Source organism: Vibrio sp. 1-Bac 57 (assembly GCF_037546855.1).
Taxonomy (GTDB): Bacteria; Pseudomonadota; Gammaproteobacteria; order Enterobacterales; family Psychromonadaceae; genus Psychromonas.
Map to the genome: position 1 here is coordinate 166465 of NZ_JALAAC010000002.1, position 19706 is coordinate 186170.

Annotated in this window: 15 protein-coding genes; 13 read left to right on the plus strand and 2 right to left on the minus strand. The window is 37.1% G+C overall.

Going from position 1 to position 19706, the window contains the following annotated elements:
* Positions 1–1389, plus strand: coding sequence for a tRNA lysidine(34) synthetase TilS (gene tilS, locus MT391_RS02050; RefSeq protein WP_499496771.1), 1389 nt, complete (start codon positions 1–3; stop codon positions 1387–1389).
* Here the strand turns inward: tilS and MT391_RS02055 are convergent.
* Positions 1369–2262, minus strand: a complete 894-nt coding sequence (locus MT391_RS02055; RefSeq protein WP_499496772.1) for a GGDEF domain-containing protein — start codon at positions 2260–2262, stop codon at positions 1369–1371. The two genes, tilS and MT391_RS02055, sit on opposite strands and share 21 nt — an antisense overlap.
* 849 nt (positions 2263–3111) lie before the next feature.
* On the opposite strand from MT391_RS02055, the gene frsA reads away from it, so the two are divergent.
* The 4 genes from frsA to MT391_RS02075 all read left to right on the plus strand — a co-directional run bounded on the left by frsA (position 3112) and on the right by MT391_RS02075 (position 7464).
* Entirely contained in the window at positions 3112–4371 is a 1260-nt protein-coding gene (gene frsA, locus MT391_RS02060; RefSeq protein WP_499496773.1) for an esterase FrsA, read from the plus strand.
* Positions 4372–4428: 57 nt separating this feature from the next.
* Positions 4429–4803, plus strand: coding sequence for a sigma factor-binding protein Crl (gene crl, locus MT391_RS02065; RefSeq protein WP_166371055.1), 375 nt, complete (start codon positions 4429–4431; stop codon positions 4801–4803).
* A gap of 261 nt (positions 4804–5064) precedes the next feature.
* Complete coding sequence (gene proB / locus MT391_RS02070) at positions 5065–6174, plus strand: glutamate 5-kinase (protein WP_499496774.1); 1110 nt, start codon at positions 5065–5067, stop codon at positions 6172–6174.
* A 42-nt stretch (positions 6175–6216) separates the two neighbouring features.
* Positions 6217–7464: a glutamate-5-semialdehyde dehydrogenase gene (locus MT391_RS02075; RefSeq protein WP_499496775.1), complete on the plus strand. Its 1248-nt coding sequence runs from the start codon at positions 6217–6219 to the stop codon at positions 7462–7464.
* A 199-nt stretch (positions 7465–7663) separates the two neighbouring features.
* Here MT391_RS02075 and xseA read toward each other — a convergent pair whose 3' ends face one another.
* On the minus strand, positions 7664–8992 hold the full coding sequence (xseA, locus tag MT391_RS02080; RefSeq protein ID WP_499496776.1) for an exodeoxyribonuclease VII large subunit: 1329 nt from the start codon (positions 8990–8992) through the stop codon (positions 7664–7666).
* 177 nt (positions 8993–9169) lie between these two features.
* On the opposite strand from xseA, the gene guaB reads away from it, so the two are divergent.
* From guaB to MT391_RS02120, 8 genes are all read left to right on the plus strand, one after another.
* A complete protein-coding gene (guaB, locus tag MT391_RS02085; protein ID WP_166371047.1) occupies positions 9170–10636 on the plus strand; it encodes an IMP dehydrogenase in 1467 nt (488 codons plus the stop codon).
* A gap of 190 nt (positions 10637–10826) precedes the next feature.
* Positions 10827–12407: a glutamine-hydrolyzing GMP synthase gene (gene guaA / locus MT391_RS02090; protein ID WP_166371045.1), complete on the plus strand. Its 1581-nt coding sequence runs from the start codon at positions 10827–10829 to the stop codon at positions 12405–12407.
* Positions 12408–12607: 200 nt separating this feature from the next.
* A complete protein-coding gene (ampD, locus tag MT391_RS02095) occupies positions 12608–13153 on the plus strand; it encodes a 1,6-anhydro-N-acetylmuramyl-L-alanine amidase AmpD (RefSeq protein ID WP_166371043.1) in 546 nt (181 codons plus the stop codon).
* A 696-nt stretch (positions 13154–13849) separates the two neighbouring features.
* On the plus strand, positions 13850–15136 hold the full coding sequence (gene glgC / locus MT391_RS02100) for a glucose-1-phosphate adenylyltransferase (RefSeq protein ID WP_499439964.1): 1287 nt from the start codon (positions 13850–13852) through the stop codon (positions 15134–15136).
* Positions 15137–15815: 679 nt separating this feature from the next.
* The gene (locus MT391_RS02105) at positions 15816–16289 is read left to right on the plus strand and encodes a hypothetical protein (protein WP_166371039.1); all 474 of its coding nucleotides are present in this window, start codon (positions 15816–15818) and stop codon (positions 16287–16289) included.
* 35 nt (positions 16290–16324) lie between these two features.
* Positions 16325–17251, plus strand: a complete 927-nt coding sequence (locus tag MT391_RS02110; RefSeq protein WP_166371037.1) for a tripartite tricarboxylate transporter substrate binding protein — start codon at positions 16325–16327, stop codon at positions 17249–17251.
* Between the two features lie 82 nt (positions 17252–17333).
* A complete protein-coding gene (locus tag MT391_RS02115) occupies positions 17334–17810 on the plus strand; it encodes a tripartite tricarboxylate transporter TctB family protein (RefSeq protein WP_166371035.1) in 477 nt (158 codons plus the stop codon).
* Between the two features lie 9 nt (positions 17811–17819).
* On the plus strand, positions 17820–19310 hold the full coding sequence (locus MT391_RS02120; protein ID WP_166371033.1) for a tripartite tricarboxylate transporter permease: 1491 nt from the start codon (positions 17820–17822) through the stop codon (positions 19308–19310).
* Positions 19311–19706: the final 396 nt, after the last annotated feature.

The window sequence follows — 19706 nt, forward strand, 5'->3', positions numbered from 1 at the left end:
ATGCAGGCAGATATATTTAAAAGCTTTGATAAACACTTTACTGAGTTACTGGCTATGCTAACCGTTAGTTCAGCAAAAAGTATTAACAACAGTGATGATAACGTTATCTTAGGGTCCCTTAAGCCGCGTATTGTAGTGGCGTTAAGTGGCGGTGTTGACTCCGTTGTGTTGTTACATTTATTGTCTCGTTATCAGCTTGAGCATAAAAACATTACTGTGTTAGCACACAATGTTAATCATGGCTTGAGTGACAATGCTGAAAATTGGGCTGCTTTTTGTACTGCCTATTGCCAACAGCTGGATGTTAAATTAATTTGCTCTCATGTCCATATCCAGAAAAAAAATAGAACTAGCTTAGAAGCGCTGGCTAGAGATGCGCGTTATCAATGTTTTCAAGAAAAAATGCAACCTCATGATGTGATTGTTACTGGTCATCATCAAGACGATCAACTTGAAACATTGTTATTAGCTTTAAAAAGAGGATCTGGTAGTACAGGTTTGCAAGGGATCCGTCTTTTTCAGACTTTTTTTAACGGTTATTTATTACGGCCTTTATTAAACTTTTCTCGACAGCAATTAATGGATTATGCTCAGCATCACCACCTGCAATGGGTTGAGGATGAAAGTAACCTAAATATCGATTTTGATCGTAATTTTATACGCCAACAAATCTCACCCTTACTAAGCGCTCGTTGGCCTGCTATTGCACAGTCAGCATCGCGAACTGCTCAGTTATGTCAAGAACAGCAAAGTTTATTAGATGAAGTGGCGAAGCAGGACCTAAATCTTTGTATAGAAGAACGCTTTACACAGCAAACTTTAACTATTGCGACTCTCTCGCAATTTAGTGAAGTAAGACGAAATAATATATTACGTTATTGGCTTAAAAGTAATGGCTTGCAATACCCTAGTAGCAAGCAATTAATGGTTTTATGGAATGAGGTTGCACTGGCACAGAGTGATAAACAACCGAAATTACAGTTACCTATGGTGGCTATTTGTCGTTATCAAGGCCAGCTATATATTGTGCCTGATCAAACCCTAAACATCCCTGAATATCCCATCTTGTGGTCCGGTGAGCCTATATTATGGTTACAACCGGGTTATTTAAGTGTTGATTTTTCGCAGGTAGATAGCGCTCTGTCAAAGCGTTATAAAGTGCAGTGCTGCTTAAGATCTCATTTGAATGCTCAGTTAACTTGCTTACCTGAAGGGCGAGATAAAAAACGAAGTATTAAGAAGTTATTACACGAATACCATGTGCCGCCTTGGTTACGTGACCAAGTGGTTTTTATTGTTGTCGATGGTCAACTACTGGAAGCCTTAGGGTTGTGGCGATGCCAAATCAAAGACATGCCACAAATGCAGTTATCTCACCACTTTTGTTGATGCTTTATGATGGTATAAATTTTGGTCTGCAGATTCAAATAGCTGAATTGAACTCATACCAATTTCCCAATGGCTATGTCCTAAGCTAAATGTACAACCTATCTCTTTTAAAATTGTATTTTTAAGTATCGCTTGATTGATACGCCTATGCACTTTAGCTATAGAGCAGTTTTCAGAGGGTTGTAATATGATTGCAAACTCATCCCCACCTAAACGAAATGGCATATCCGAAGCTCGCACACTCTGCGTTAATATCCGTGCAAATTCTTTTAATACTTGATCACCCTTGAGATGTCCGTAAGTATCATTAATAGGTTTGAAATCATTAATATCTAATATCATTAATGACAGCCCTAGATGAGTACGGTTACTTTGCTCAATGGCATACTGGATAGATTTTTCATAATAAGCTCGGTTACCAATGCTGGTTAAATGATCTTGATAAACCATTGTATTTAATTCAGAGAACTTGAGAGCATGCTTTAAACTGGGCAATAATAATTGGTGTAGTTCGGTTAATAATTTATCTTCGTCTAAGGTTAATGCAACTTCACTTTGATAAGTGATAGTACCTAATCTAGTTGATTGCCCCATTGAGCCTAAATTAAAACTTTTACTAAAACTGTTACGTTGCATTTGCACTAAGCTAAAGAAACCATGAGCAGATTGAAAACGAATATTAAAAGGGCGGATAAAGTCTGCCACTAAAGCGGCAAAATTGTTCATCATCTCTTTTAAGTCTAAGTTTTGTTGCAGTGATTCTAAACTAGAGAGTTTATCTTCAATACTTAGTAAAGGTTCATTGGAAAATACAGTAAACAGCGGCGCAGTATGTTCGAAAGTACTGTGGTTTGTGTTTGGTATGGTTTCCATGCGAGTTTCCTTATCTATGTCACAATTAGTATTTTGCTAAGTGTGTAACGAAACCTTTGTTACTTTTTAGCACTTACTTTTATTTATTACTACTATATGAATAGTATTTAAACGATTATTTGCAGTATTTATGCCAACTTTTAATTGTTCAATGGCGATGCAAACAGGTAAAGATCTTTAGCTGATCTTCAGTGATTTATAATTAATATTTATCAATCTTAGGCTCGCATAATAATTTATTGTCATTTGTTTTTTAGTAAACTAAAACAGTGCCTTACATCTATATTTTAAGTAGATGATAACTGGTATCTTTTGTGTAATAGCTTCACTGTAGTTATAGAACTAATGCTCTAAAATAGAAGTCATATTTTTTGAGTGTGATAATAAATAACATTTATTTGTTATCTCTTCTTAAATAGTCGTGAAATTGACAGCCTTTAAGTCAAAGTGTGTAAATGGCAAGCTGTAGATGAATAGATTAATAAATAAACGAAGAAGAACTAAATAAAGCATCTCGATTGATAACGGGTATATATAAAATCAAGACTGTTAAGTCTGAGTAGAATTTACTTATTCGAGATCAGCTTAATGGATCGTACGCTATTAATTGTTGTGTTTTGTCATTGTTGGCAATTTTTAACATGTTATTCTAAGTCACTACATTCGGTTTTATTGGGTGACAAACAGATTACAGTAAGCTTTGTTTGAGTGTGATTAGGGATTATTTTCGTGAACTTTTGCTCTAAACTATTTTCAAATAAGTTGATGCAGCACTAGCACTAGCTCGAGATTAAGTTTACTAACTCGTTTATTGAAATATTTTAAACTCCGTTATTTAATGGGAAATTTATGTCTGAGAATTTATCTGAAGTTTTATTTTCTGAAAAGTTTAATGTGCAAGAAACCTCTACTTTGATAGCAAATAGTGGTTCTAAGAAAAATAAAAAATTGTATAACTCAACCATGGACGGTGAAGAAAAGGTGGGGTGGTATCGACTGCTTAAATTGCTGCAATGGGCTTGGCAGGGATTAGATATTATTGACTGCTATGAAGTGCTTGCCAAAATAAGTGCTTCCACTAATAAGCGCAGTGATCCCGATTTATTAGATACTGTGGTTGGGTTCCGTTCCGGTAATTGGAGTTATGAATGGTCAAAAAAAGCCATGCAATTTCAAAAACAGGCTAATGAGCTTGTTCAATACGGTCAAAAAGAACAAGCTAAAAATGCTTATTATCTCGCTTCTCAATATTATAGTGTGGCCAGTTACCCTCACCTTAAGGGAGATGAAAGCAGTATTCAGGCGCAAACCTTAGCATTTAGTAATTATCGTAAAGCCTTTGAACAAGATGAAAACGCGTTGCTTAAAGAGATTGACGTTCCCTTTAAAGGCAAAACAGTGCGTTGTTATTTACATTTACCGCACGATGAAACTATTCACCCAGTGGTTATTGTAAGCGGTGGTATTGATACTTTACAGTGTGATTTATTGCCTTTATTCGAAAAGCAGTTAAAACCTGCCGGCATTGCAATGTTAACGGTAGACATGCCTGGAGTTGGTTTCTCAAATCATATTAAATTAGAGCAAGACACTTCTAATTTACACAAAGCGGTATTGCATCATATGGATAATGTACCATGGGTGGATCAGTCCCGTGTTGCATTAATGGGAATGCGTATGGGTGGCAATGCACTAAATCGCTTGGCTTATGTAGAGCCGAAACGAGTGCGTTCGGTGGTGAGTGTTGGCGCAGCTGTGGGTAGTGTGTTTGATAGCTTTGATAACTTTTCAAAATTACCACCAATGACCTTAGATTGTCTTGCTAGTCGTATGCAAATGAGTCATTCTGATGTGGCAAGTTTATATCAACTTTGTGTTCCTTTTTCATTAATTAAACAGGGATTGTTGGGGCGCAAACGTATTAATACGCCGATGCTGAGTATTGGCCATTCACAGGATATTATGTGTAATGAGCAGGACTTAAAATTAATTGCACGGGCAAGCTATGGCAGTGAGTCTAAGATTATTGATAAACCTCCCATTTTTGACTCTTATTTGAGATCTTTGGAGTACTCTGCACAATGGTTAACAAAACATTTACAAGAGTAAGTGATATATTGAAGATATTATTGATCGCTATTAAATTATACAAGGAAGCCTCTTAACATGTCAGATACTCTTATAAAGGGACCATCACGTGGGCGCTTATTCAAATTATTTACTGATTTTGGACCTTTTTTCCGTAAATTAAAATCAGATGAAAAAACGTTCTTTTTTGATTGTTTAGAAATATGTGTTGATGATAAAAAAGAGCCAGAGGAAAGAATCTTTTTAGGCTGGTGGGCGGAATTAACACGTAATGGTAATACATTTACTTATCAGCGTTTTAATGGACTGTATGATATTGAAGGCAATTGGGTTAGCAATAAAATAACTAAAAAAGAAATGCTACAAATTGATCAATCATTTAATACTTTTATTGAAAAATTAACTGAAATGATTGATGTCGAAGTGGGCTATGAATTAACAGAGCAGATATAGCTAGTTAGATCTTCAACTTTTTGCCTAGAAGCTAACCACCTCACAACTTGCTGAACTTTGCATCTTGAATGGTAACGGGTATATATGCGTAAGTTTTAAGCTCCCTCTATTTTTGCCCCTTTAATTTGCGCAATAATGGTATACTAATCAACAGCAGCTATTTAAGTTGCTGTTTTTTTTTGAGCTCAATGACGGTTATTATTGGTAGATCACCTCATATAAATTGAGCTTTTTTATTTTTCTGAAATGAAGCATAAATAAATGAACGCGAATAAAAAAACAATTGTAGTTAAATTGGGTACCAGTGTATTAACTAGCGGAACAGCTAAGTTAGACCGAGCGCAAATGGTTGAAATAGTTCGCCAGTGCGCGATATTACATCAACAAGGTCATCCTATTGTAGTGGTCACTTCAGGCGCAATTGCTGCAGGTAAAGAGCATTTAAATATGCCCAATATTGAACCCACTATTGCCAATAAACAGATGCTAGCCGCAGTGGGGCAAGGGCAGCTTATTCGGGAATGGGAAAACCTATTTAAAATATATGGGTTACATGTTGGACAAATGTTGCTTACACGTGCAGACCTAGATGATAAAGGTCGTTTTCTCAATGCACGTGATACACTTAATACGTTACTAAAACATCGTATCGTGCCATTAATAAATGAGAATGATGCGGTTGCTACACGTGAAATAAAAGTAGGTGATAACGATAATTTGTCGGCATTAGTCGCTTTATTAGCTGATGCAGATCAGTTGATACTATTAACTGATCAACCCGGGTTATTTACAGCCGACCCTCGCAGTAACCCTGATGCAAAATTAATTACAGAAGTAACTGAAATAACAGAAGCTATTCATAGCATTGCCGGCGGAAGTGTTGGTGGGTTAGGAACGGGAGGTATGGCAACCAAGATCGAATCGGCGACGGTTGCTAATCGAGCAGGTATTGAGGTAGTGATTGCCTCTGGCCATCGTAAAAATGTTATTTTAGACGCCGCTAATGGTCTACCAGTTGGCACAAAATTTGTGTCTGCAAATAACCGTTTAGAAGCAAGGAAAAATTGGATCTTCGCTGGCTCTCGCCCAGCAGGACTGATTGTTGTTGACCCAGGAGCAGAGCACGCCATTATTAACGGTGGTAGTAGTTTACTTGCAAAAGGTATTAGCTCTGTGCAGTCGCACTTTTTACGAGGTTATGTGGTCTCAATTTGTAACCATAAAGGTAAAGAGATTGCGCGCGGTATCGTGCGTTATAAAAGTGTCGATATAGAACGAATTAAGGGACAACATTCAGATCAAATTGAAAAAATATTAGGTTATGAACACGGTACTGTTGTTATACACCGTGATGATCTAGTTATTTTATAATAAAGACTCGTTAATTATGGAGTCTGTTTTAAAGGAGTAGAAATGAATTTACAACAAATAGGTCAACAAGCGAAAGAAGCAAGTTACGAGTTGGCAATCACTGATACGACTACAAAAAATGCAGCGCTTGAAGCGATTGCGATTGAATTAGAAAGTAATGCGGCAGAAATAGTCGCTGCTAATCAAAAAGATATTGAAGCAGGTAAAGTGGCTGGATTAACCGACGCTTTATTGGATCGCCTGTTATTAGATGAAACCCGCTTAGCCGGTGTTATTAGTGATTTACGTAGTGTGATTGGACTTTCTGACCCAGTTGGAGAAGAATTTGATAGTAAGCTATTAGAAAATGGCTTAAAACTTTGTAAGCGCCGTGTACCTGTAGGCGTGTTAGGTGTTATTTATGAAGCGCGTCCTAATGTAACCATTGATATTGCTGCATTGAGCTTGAAAACGGGTAACGCTAGTATTTTGCGTGGTGGTAAAGAAACCATTAACTCTAATTTAGTGCTCGTTAAGTTTATTCAAAGCGCATTAGTAAAAGTAGGCTTACCAAAAACGTCTGTGCAATATATAGAAAATACAGATCGCGCATTAGTAGGCGAGTTATTAAAATTAGATAAATACGTGGATATGATCATACCTCGTGGTAATGCTGGCTTACAAAAATTCTGTAAAGAGAATAGTACTATTCCTGTGATTATTGGTGGTATTGGTATTTGTCATTTATTTGCAGAGAAAACGGTTAATGTTGAAAAAGCCTTAGCGATTATCGAAAATGCTAAAGTACAACGTCCAAGCGTTTGTAATGCGTTAGATACGTTATTAGTAGAAGCTGATATTGCTGAGACTTTCTTACCTAAATTGGCTGCACACTTATTACCGCTAGGTGTTACGTTAGTGGCAGAAGAAAAAGCGAAAGCTATTTTAGGTGATGATGCACAGCTTGCTCAAGAAGGCGACTTTTCACGTGAGTGGTTATCTCTAAACTTAGGCGTTAAAGTGGTGGCTAATTTACATGAAGCCTTGATGCATATCCGTGAGCATAGCTCTGAACATTCTGATGGCATTTTGACCAATGACTTTACCGTGGCGAATAAATTTATCAATGCGGTTAACTCGGCGGCGGTTTATGTTAATACCAGTACTCGGTTCACTGATGGCAGCCAATTTGGTTTAGGCGCTGAAGTAGCAGTATCAACCCAGAAGTTACATGCACGTGGGCCAATGGGCTTACCTGAATTAACTACCTATAAATGGATCGGGACCAGTGATAATTTAATCCGTTCTTAGGAATGTAATACGAAGCTAAATTTTTAGCTGAAATAACTAAAAAGGGCTTGATACAATTTGTATCAAGCCCTTTTTGTTTTTTATTAATTAATACATTTACTTAGACTGTAACAATCAATCAATCAATCAACCAAACAACCATATAATTACATGTTTACATCAGGACAGTTTTAAAATAACTACAACCAAATAACTACAACTAAATAACCTGTGCTTTAAACTGCCCTTTATCAAGGGTCACTTCAACTGTTTCACCAACTTTGAGTTTTGCAGGATCAGTGCTTACCTTGCCTTTTTCATCTTTAACTATTGCATAACCACGCGCTAAGGTCGCTAGTGGACTAAAAGCATTTAGTTGTTGTATTTGATGATGTAAGTTCTGTTCCGCGTTATTTAATTTTGCCGTCATTGCTTGTGTTAATTGACGTTTTAATTGTTGTTGCTTTTGCAGTTCAATATTAATGTGATGAGCAGGGCTAGCCTGTTGTAATCTATTTTTTAACTGTGAATTCTGGTGTTGCTGCCATTGCATTTTTTGTTGCATAGCATGTTGTAAGCGTAAACTTAATTCATCTAAGTTTTGTGCCTGTTGTTGTAATTTATGTTTAGGATCGTGTTGTAATAAGGTTTGTTTTAATACACTTAGCTGGTGGGTCTTATGTTGCAGTCTATTTTGTATAGATTGCTTAAGGCGTGCGACTAAGTTATTGAGTTGACTAGAAACAAAGGTTTTATGCTGGCTTACTAACTCAGCAGCTGCTGATGGCGTCGCAGCTCTGAGATCGGCAACAAAATCACTAATGGTGACATCTATCTCATGCCCAACAGCGCTAATTACAGGTAATTGGCTATTATAGATGGCATAGGCGACATCGGGCTCATTAAAGCACCATAAGTCTTCTAAGGAGCCACCACCACGACCGACGATCAACACATCACATTCATTACGAATATTCGCTAAGGCAATTTGAGCAGCGACGGAGAATGCACTACCTTGTCCCTGTACTTGAGTCGGATAAATAACCACTTGTAAACGTGGATCTCGACGTTGTAAAACACTCAGTATGTCATGTAGCGCAGCACCGGTTGATGAAGTAATAATGCCGACACGTTTGATAATCTCAGGTAAAGGTTTTTTTATCGCTTCAGAAAATAAACCCTGTCCTGCTAATTGGCATTTTAATTCTTCAAATTGTTGTTTTAATAATCCATCACCTTCTGGTGCCATGGTTTCTGCGATTAACTGATAATCTCCACGTGCTTCGTACAAGCTTAATTTTCCACGCACTAATACTTGCTGCCCGTGTTTAGGTGTAAACCCCGCACGGCTATTATTGCCTCTAAACATAGCACATTTTATTTGCGCGCCATGATCTTTTAACGTGAAATACCAATGCCCTGAAACTGCGATAGTTAGGTTAGAAATCTCACCAGATAACCAAATCACCCCTAATCCTGTCTCTAGTAAGGATTTTGCGGCTTTATTGAGTGAGCTTACGCTATAGATGTTGTTGTTTTTTATCGCCATAACAAAAAATTTTACCAATTAAATCAGGGGCTAAATATTAACACAGTAAAAACTGTGTATAAAAACATAAATTGTATTGTACTTATCATAATTTACGATTAAAATCCCACCGCAATATCATACCCAAGCAATTTTGGGTATATCTAAAATGCTCCCAACTATAAGTGAGATATTGCAATGCTAAGAATAGCAAAAGATGCGTTAACATTTGACGATGTATTATTAGTGCCAGCCCACTCGACAGTACTACCTAACACTGCCGATCTAAGAACTCAATTAACAAAAAATATCTCGTTGAACATTCCTGTCGTTTCTGCGGCAATGGATACAGTTACAGAGGCACGCTTCGCTATTGCTTTAGCTCAAGAAGGCGGCATGGGCTTTATCCATAAAAATATGTCTATTGAAGTACAAGCTGAACAAGTTCGTTTAGTAAAAATCCACGAAAGCGGTGTGGTAGCTACGCCTATTACTGTTTCTCCTTCTACAACCCTGGGTGAAATTAAAGAGTTAACTGAAAAACATGGTTTTGCCGGTTACCCTGTAGTTGAAGACTCTGGCGAATTAGTCGGTATCATTACTGGTCGTGACGTCTTATTTGAAACTGATTTAACAAAACCTGTTTCTGCTGTAATGACAATAAAAACCGACCTAGTTACTGCAAAATCGAATACTCCTCGTGATGAAATCGAAGCTTTAATGCATAAACACCGTATCGAAAAAGTTTTATTAACAGATGATAACTTTAAGCTTAAAGGCATGATCACTGTTAAGGATTTCCGTAAAGCAGAGCGTAAACCAAACGCATGTAAAGACGAATTAGGTCGTTTACGTGTTGGTGCCGCTGTAGGTGCTGGTGCAGGTAATGAAGAACGTGTTGATGCATTAGTAGAAGCGGGTGTTGATGTCTTATTAATTGACTCTTCTCACGGTCATTCGCAAGGTGTTTTAGATCGTATTAAAGCAACTCGCGCAGCATACCCAAACCTAGAAATCATTGGTGGTAATATTGCAACAGGTGACGGTGCTAAAGCATTGGTTGCTGCTGGTTGTAGCGCTGTTAAAGTAGGTATCGGCCCTGGTTCAATCTGTACTACACGTATTGTTACAGGTGTAGGTGTTCCGCAAATTACTGCTATTTCAGATGCAGTGGATGCATTACAAGGTACTGGTATTCCTGTGATTGCTGATGGCGGCATTCGTTTCTCAGGTGATATTGCTAAAGCACTGGCTGCTGGCGCATCATGTGTGATGATGGGAAGTATGTTTGCTGGTACTGAAGAATCGCCAGGTGAAATTATTTTATACCAAGGTCGTTCATACAAATCATACCGTGGCATGGGCTCTTTAGGCGCGATGTCTCAAGGTTCATCGGATCGTTACTTCCAATCTGATAATGCAGCAGACAAGTTAGTACCTGAAGGTATTGAAGGACGTGTTGCTTATAAAGGTAAAGTAAAAGAAATTATTCATCAGCAAATGGGTGGCGTACGTTCATCGATGGGGCTGACCGGTTGTGCAACTATTCAAGAAATGAATACTAAAGCAATGTTTGTAAAAATTACCAGTGCAGGTATGGGTGAAAGCCACGTGCATGATGTTGCTATCACTAAAGAAGCGCCTAACTACCGTAGTGGTGGTTAATTAATGTAATAAGCGTTCAGGTTTGTGTAATGTAGAAAGCGGCTTAATCGTTAGCAAATGACATTACACAATAACACTGAACATCTTATGCCGTTAATTTAGCTTCATTAAAGCATCAATTTAAAGACGATATTTATCGTCTTTTATTATTTTTAGCAATAAAAATTTAAGTAAGATAAAGGACAATATGATGAGTACAAATATTCATGAGCAACGCATCCTAATATTAGATTTTGGTTCTCAATATACACAGCTAATTGCACGTCGTATTCGTGAAATTGGTGTTTACTGTGAGCTTTGGAGCTGGGATGTTGACGAACAAGACATCAAAGAATTTAATCCTAACGGTATTATCCTTGCGGGTGGTCCTGAAAGTGTAACCGCTGAAGGTTCACCACGAGCTCCTGAATATGTATTTAACGCTGGTGTGCCAGTATTAGGTATTTGTTACGGTATGCAAACTATGTCGCATCAATTAGGCGGCGCAGTGATTAAAGGTGAAGGCGAGGGTGAGTTTGGCTACGCAAAAGTTGAAGTGCAAGCTGAATCTGCTTTCTTTAATTCGATTGAAGATGCGATTTCAGAGCAAGGCAAACCTTTATTAGACGTATGGATGAGCCACGGCGATAAAGTGTCAGCTATTCCTGCTGATTTTATTACGGTTGCTAATACTGCGACTTGTCAATTTGCTGCTATTGCCAATGAAGAAAAACATTTTTACGGTGTGCAATTTCACCCTGAAGTAACACATACTCGCCAAGGTGAGCGTATGTTACGTAATTTTGTCGTTGATATCTGTGGCTGTGAAACACTATGGACGCCTGCATCAATTATCGATGATGCCGTGGCTCGTATGAAAGAACAAGTCGGTGATGATGAAGTTATTCTAGGTTTATCTGGTGGTGTTGATTCATCGGTGGTGGCGATGTTATTACAACGTGCTATTGGTGATAAGCTGACTTGTGTTTTTGTTGATAACGGTTTATTACGTTTAAACGAAGGCGCGCAAGTAATGGATATGTTTGGTGATCATTTTGGATTAAATATTATCCATGTTAATGCTGAACATCGTTTCCTAGAGCAAATGGCTGGCGAAAGTGATCCTGAAGCGAAGCGTAAAATTATCGGTCGTGTATTCGTTGAGATCTTTGATGAAGAATCTAAGAAATTAGCCAATGCAAAATGGCTTGCACAGGGCACTATTTACCCTGATGTAATTGAGTCAGCAGCTTCTAAAAACGGCAAAGCACATGTTATTAAATCTCATCATAATGTTGGTGGGTTACCTGATGATATGGCGATGGGCTTAGTTGAACCTTTACGTGAATTATTTAAAGATGAAGTACGTAAAATTGGTTTAGAGTTAGGCTTACCATACGATATGCTATACCGCCATCCATTCCCTGGACCAGGTCTAGGTGTGCGTGTACTAGGCGAAGTGAAGAAAGAGTACTGTGATTTATTACGTCGTGCAGATGCTATCTTTATTGAAGAGTTACACAAAGCAGAGTTATACCATAAAGTAAGCCAAGCCTTTGTTGTATTCTTACCTGTACGCTCTGTGGGTGTAATGGGTGATTGCCGTAAATATGACTGGGTTGTGTCATTACGTTGTGTTGAAACTATCGACTTTATGACGGCTCGCTGGTCACACTTACCATATGAATTAATCGGTCACGTATCTAACCGTATTATCAATGAAATTGATGGTATCTCACGTGTTGTTTATGATGTATCAGGTAAACCACCTGCGACGATTGAATGGGAATAACCATTAATAGAAAGTAACTATTTATTAGAAAGTACTATTTAATAAAAAGTAACTATTTCATAGAAAGTGCTACTTAATAGAAAGTACTATTGAAGTTAAGTTAGGTTATGATCTATAACTATAAAAGGTGGCTACTTAGCCACCTTTTTTGTTGGATTTTTTACTTTTTAGCTTACGATTTGTTTTGATGAGGAATAATAATGATCAACTCACTTGGTTTATTGAGTACTGCACAATTCATTAAAAGCCCATTTTATAATCAACGTCCTGTTGAGGCTGACATTAGTTTATTAGTGATCCATTGCATTAGCTTACCGGAAGGGCAGTATGGTACTGAACATATTAAGAACTTATTTACAGGATGTTTAGATTGCGCAGCTGACCCTAGTTTTGTTGATTTGCAAGGATTAGAAGTGTCTGCACATTGTGTCATTCGTCGAGACGGTTCAATAGAACAATATGTTCCTTTTACAAAGCGTGCATGGCATGCCGGTATTTCGAACTTTGAGGGGGTAGCAGGTTGTAATGACTATTCAATTGGTATCGAGCTAGAAGGAACTGATTGCACTGCCTACACAGAGTTACAATATCAAGCGTTAGTTGATGTTACGTTACAAATACAACAGCAATACCCTTTAATTACTAAGCAACGTATCGTTGGCCATAGTGATATTGCACCTAGGCGAAAAACCGACCCTGGTAGTAAATTTGATTGGCACTCTTTTAAGTTAAGCCTAGCCCTTTAAGCTACGTTTAGCGCTTTAAATTATTTTTAGGGCTTTAAATTACGTATAGAACTTTCAGTTATTTTTAGAAAAATAATTCTCGTTCAGAGAACGTTATCAGCAGTGTTTAGAAAACAATCTCAGTGTTTACTAGAGTGGATGAAGTTACCTAGGTCTATGGTAAACTTTTCATTTGTTATCAACGCTGATGCGGAGTAACACCAATCAGTTCATCTCTTTGATTAAAAATTTAAGTGCTGCATTGCCCTGAATCCTTATGATTAGATATTCAATAATCAACTAGCTGACCTTAACTATCTTTCCTTAATTATCTTTTCTTAACCATCTTTTCTTAACTACCTTTCCCTAACAAATTCATCACTCTTCATTCATCACTTAGGGCATCAAAATCACGATTAACGGTGGTCTTAGAGTGCCACTACAACCTTATCGTTTAGATCTTGTTGTTTGATTTATTTTTTATGGTTTTTCAGGTGTTAATTGTTAGTTTTTCTATGCTTGTATTTGATTCTGATTATCTAGTAACTGTTTGTTAAGTAACGTTTATATATTATTAATTTGATCTAGATCAATAGGTGAATTTTTGTTGCAATTTTCAGCTTGCTTGTTTAACTTATAAAGCGCTAAATAGTTATATATTGCTTTAATGTTGACTTTTATTGTGATTGATTAAGGTTTAGCTAAAGGGAGGGGAGTATGTTGAATAACGATCAACGATATATAAGTAATTTGAGTAAAGATACCTATGCAATTATTTTAGCGGGAGGGCGCGGTAGTCGTTTATTTGAGCTAACTGATCGTCGTGCTAAACCCGCCGTTTATTTTGGTGGCACATTTCGTATCATCGATTTTCCACTTTCTAATTGTTTAAACTCAGGTATTGGCCGTGTAGGGGTTGCAACCCAATATAAATCACACTCTTTAATTAGTCATATTCATCGTGGATGGGGTACTTTTAAGGCTGATCTATCAGAATTTGTTGAGGTATTACCAGCATCGCAACATAAAATGAATGATTGGTATTCAGGCACTGCCGACGCAGTTTATCAAAATATAGAGATTATTCGCACTCACAAACCTAAGTACGTTTTAATTTTATCTGGTGACCATGTTTACCGCATGGATTACGGTAAGTTACTTATGCAACATGTAGATAATAAAGCGGATATGACGGTGTGTTGTATTGAGGCAAGCATTGAAGAAGCCGCAGGTAGCTTTGGTGTGATGACGGTGGATGAAACAGGTAAAGTGATTGCATTTAATGAAAAACCAAGCTCCCCTAATGAAATCCCCGGTAAACCTGGTTTCTGTTTAGCATCAATGGGAAATTATGTTTTTAATACTGATTTTCTATTTGAGCATTTAAATAAAGATGCGGCTAATCCTAACTCAAGCCATGATTTTGGTTTAGATGTTATTCCTTCTATTATTAAAGAATATAATATATTTGCTTATCCCATTGAAGACCCTGATGCAGACAAGCAAGCTTATTGGCGTGATGTGGGTACAATAGATTCACTTTGGGAAGCTAATATGGAGTTAATAGAGCCTGAGCCACAGTTTGATCTTTATGATCGATCATGGCCTATTTTTACTTACCAAAGCCAGTTACCTCCTGCTAAATTTATCTTTGATAATGAGACTCGTCGAGGTACCGCACTTGATTCCACCGTGGCTAGTGGTTGTATTATTTCTGGATCAACTATTCGTAAATCAATATTATATTCAAGTGTACATACCCACTCTCACAGTTTAATCGAACAATCTGTATTGATGCCGGAGTGTGATATCGGTGAGAACTGTAAATTGTTTAGAGTCATTGTTGATGCTAACTGTCATATTCCCGCAGGGTTCATTATTGGTTATGACAAAGAAAAGGATGTTGCTAGAGGCTTTCGAGTCTCGAATAAAGGCGTTACTTTAGTGACTAGTCCGATGATTAATGCACTCACTAAAAAAGAAAAGCAGCTTATGGCACATTAAATCGTACATTGTGCAGACAAAGATGATGTCTGCACTGATCGTGCGCGGCTAATACTATTAAGTTGCGCTTATTAAATTACTGGCTATTAACGACCTACCTATTAACGACCTACCTATTAACGACCTACCTATTAACCCCTATATATTAATCCCTTATCAATTAAGAATTTGGAGATTAAACCTTCATTTATTAAATTATCGCAAAGTGAAGTCATGTATGACATTTCAATTTTTTTAGTACAGAAACATTGTAATAATGAGTCGAGATGTAAAGCTTGTTTATTTAAATAAATATCTCGTTGTTACCTTTATTCTATATATGATCATAATATCACCCTACTTAAAATGTAATTTATAGAAACAGCTAATCACTACTTTTTTAAACGATTAAATCTAAAGAAATGAAATTATTATTTCTTAAGTTGTTGATTATCATTATTAATTGCATTTGTTTTTTAAAGGGATTATCTCTTGTTAATTAACTTTTTTATGTAAATTTGCTTTTAAAAGTTAGATTCTGGTAAGTCAATTCTTGTCGCTAATGATTACTTCGAATTTGGGGGATAGCTCTCATAATTGTTTGTGTAACAGGAGGCGACTCACAAAAATTACCGTGCTTACTTTCGATTATATAATACTACAATACTATTAAATAATATCTAAACAGAAGGAATATGACGTGATATCGCACAAGCAGTTAGCAATTGATGCAGTTGAGTTAGTGACCCCAGCAATTGAACGCCTTTTTGAGAGGACTAATCGAAAAGAGCTTCATATTGTCATTATGGACCCGACTATAAAACCGTGGGAGTCATGCTTTGAAGATGCCATTTTGTATCAGTCTTCTCTCGGTAACCCTGAACAATGGACCATTCCATTTGATCAGCTTGCTAGAAAAAAAGCACATCAAGCATGGCGAGAAGGTAGTGCCAATATGAATCTTCAAACATTGCATCCAACATCGTTGCACCAAGGTGACGTCCTTTTTTATGGATCATTTGTTTACGGAAATATTGTAGTTGCTTGCAGTGGCGTCGAACAGTGGTTTGATATGTTAGTAAGTGGTTGGATTGCTGTAGCTATTGAACAGTTAGCAATACATGACTATCAAACGACAAAAGTAAAAAATCCAACTCAAACCTATAGAGATTAATTAGTAGAATTTATTTAATACAAAGGGAATATAAAATGAAAAAGTTATTGAAAACAGCCTTGATCAGCGCCGGATTATTAATGTCAGCAAGCTCTTTTGCTGCTGATTATCCATCAAAAAACATACGCTTAATTGTGCCGTTTGGCGCAGGTGGTGGTACTGATGCAGTAGGGCGTACATTAGCAAATAGCGCTAAAGATATTCTAGGTACAAGTATTTCAGTCATGAACCGCACAGGTGGTGCAGGTGCAGTGGGCATGAGTTTTGGTGCTCGTCAACGTGCTGATGGTTACACATTAACCGTGGTAACTCGTGAAATTGCTTCTTTACCGCAAATGGGATTAATGCAAAATACCGCCGACGATTTTAAATTAATTCGTATGGTTAACTTAGATCCTGCTGTTATTTTAGTACCTGCTGATAGCCCATTCAACACGGTTAATGACTTAGTGGCTGAAGCTAAAAAAATGCCGGGTAAAGTTAAATTTGCATCAACTGCTGCACCAAACTTCTACTTAATGGCTCTAGAGCAATCGCAAGATATTAAACTTAATGCTGTTCCTTACAATGGTTCATCGGAAGCGATTCCTTCTGTATTAGGTCACCACACACAAGTCACTATGGTAACGCCTGGTGAAGCAATCGCACAATTACGCTCTGGTCAACTTAAAGCACTAGGCGTGATGTCGGAAGAACGTATTTCTTATATACCTGATGTACCAACATTAAAAGAGCAAGGTATTGATGCAACTACGGGTACATGGCGCGGTATTGGTGCACCGAAAGATACACCAGATGAAATCATTGAAATCTTAGGTAATGCCTTTGACCAAGCAATGGCGTCGGCAGAATTTAAAGACTTTATGGCAAAAGGTGCGATGACAATTCACCCACTTAAAGCACAAGAGTTTACTGATTTTGTAAAAAAAGATGAGAAAGTGTTAAGTCAATTTATTAAATAACCCCTACTACAAAAACCAAGGAATAGGCCTTGGTATTTGTTTCTCATGACTAAGCGCAATAGCGTTTATTAGCGAGTTTATTATGCTTAATCGTAATATTTTTTTTCCCAGTTTAATTATTTTACTGAGTCTTATCTTCTTAGTGTTTATCTCTCAATTTCCTGAGCCTCGATACCAAGATGCACCCGTTGGAGCTGGCTTTTTTCCTGCCGTAATAGCGGTCCTTCAGATTATTATTTGTAGTGTGTTAATTTTTCAATATAAGCAAAAACAAAACAATCAACAGGCAGATAAGCAAAAACAACAAGAAACAAACGAGATCCCACTAGTATCCAAACATTCCATTTTTGGTTTTACGCTGTTGATTGGCTATGCCGCGCTGATAACGCTAGTCGGTTACTTACCAGCTAGTTTGGTTGGTTTTACTTATTACTTGGTCTATTACCGAGTGAAAAAACCACTTTATTATGCAATTGCGTGGATATTTGTATTCACTATCTATTTTCTGTTTGGTGAAGTTTTTGTTATTTCACTACCAGAAGGTTTACTTTTTTTCTAGGTTATTATTATGACAGAATATTTATTAAGCGGTTTTGCTTCTGCGTTTAGTATGGCGGTTTTCCCTGTCCTAGTGTTTGGAGTCTTGGGGGGCGTAATATTAGGTGCCTTACCCGGTTTAACTGCAACCATGGGGGTAGCTATATTACTACCTTTTACTTTTGGTATGGACGCAACACCCGCATTAGTAATGCTGATTGGTGTTTACATCGGTGGTATTTATGGCGGTTCGATTGCTGCTATTTTATTAAAAACACCGGGTACTCCCGCTTCAGCAGCTACTGTGTTGGATGGGCATACCATGGCCATTAAAGGCTTAGCAGCAAAAGCGTTAAGCATTGCCGCGGTAGCTTCTTTTATTGGTGGATTAATCAGTACCATAGTATTAATTGCGGTAGCGCCTATTTTAGCTGACTTTGCACTACGTTTTAATGCGCCAGAATATTTTGCATTAGCCTTATTTGGTTTAACTATTATTGCCAGTGTCTCCGCTAAAAACATAATGAAAGGTTTGTTAGCAGGGACCATTGGATTGTTGGTATCAATGGTGGGTTTAGACCCTATTAGTAGTGTGCCTCGTTTTACCTTTGGTGTAATGGACTTATACAGTGGTATTAATATTATTCCGGTGTTAATTGGTTTGTTTGCGATTGCAGAAGGGTTAAATCAGCTAGAAAAAATGTCTAGCGATAAACAAGAGATGCCGCCTAAATTTAGTTACAAACTACTTAGTTTTGCTGATTTTAAAAAGATATTACCGACCACCATAAAAAGTGGTTTAATTGGTACTTCAATTGGTTCTGTTCCCGGTGCCGGTGCAGACATTTCAGCCTTTGCTTGTTATAACGAAGCTAAGCGTGTGGCGAAAAATCCAGAAGAGTTTGGTAATGGTTCAATGCATGGATTAGCGGCAGCAGAGTCTGGTAATAATGGTGTTACTGGTGGTTCTTTAGTGCCGCTACTCACTTTAGGTGTACCAGGTGATGCGGTATCAGCTGTATTATTAGGTGCTCTAATAGTACAAGGATTAACACCTGGGCCGTTGCTGTTTACACAAAACCCTGAAATTGTTTATGGTATTTTTAGCTCGATGATTGTGGCAAATATTGTGATGCTGATTATTGGTTTTCTGGGTATTCGCTTCTTTTGTCGAATTATTGAAGTGCCAAAAATCCTGATGATCCCGATTATTATCTTTTTGTCTGTGATCGGTGCTTACGCTATCAATAACTCTATGTTTGATGTGGGTATTGCTATTACTTTTGGTTTATTAGGCTTCCTATTAAACAAATTAGATATTCCTTCATCACCTATTTTATTAGCGATTATTTTAGGGCCGATGGCAGAAACAAACTTACGTAAATCATTGATTATGTATGAAGGCAGTTGGTCTTTTTTATATGACCGTCCGATTGCTTTAGCGTTTATTTTGTTTGCTATCTTCTCGGTTTATTCAACGATTAAGCTTAAAAAGAAAGAGCGTCTAGCAGAGAAAAAGTAAGTGTTCCATAAGCTAATTTTTTAATATAATAAAGGCCCAGTGAAAGATTGCTGGGCTTTTTCTTATTAATAATTGGCGTTATCTTTGTATTGATTATTTAGCGCATGAAGTAGGTTAAAAATAATGTTAATTTAACGCTTTATTTGTTTTATAAAAGTGATCTTATTTTTTCTTTTTTTTGTCATTAATGCAAATGGTCTTACCAATTGTTTGTTTTCTAGCAACTTCTAGGTATAACTGCCTTTATTCATCATTTAAGTTTGATTTGGATCATAAAATTCTAGACATAAATTGTTAATTTTGTTAATTTCTATGCCTAATTATTAATTGGTAATACCATTTTACATTTTGATGTTATTAATGCATCTCAATAACCTGTGCGATTAACTGATTTAG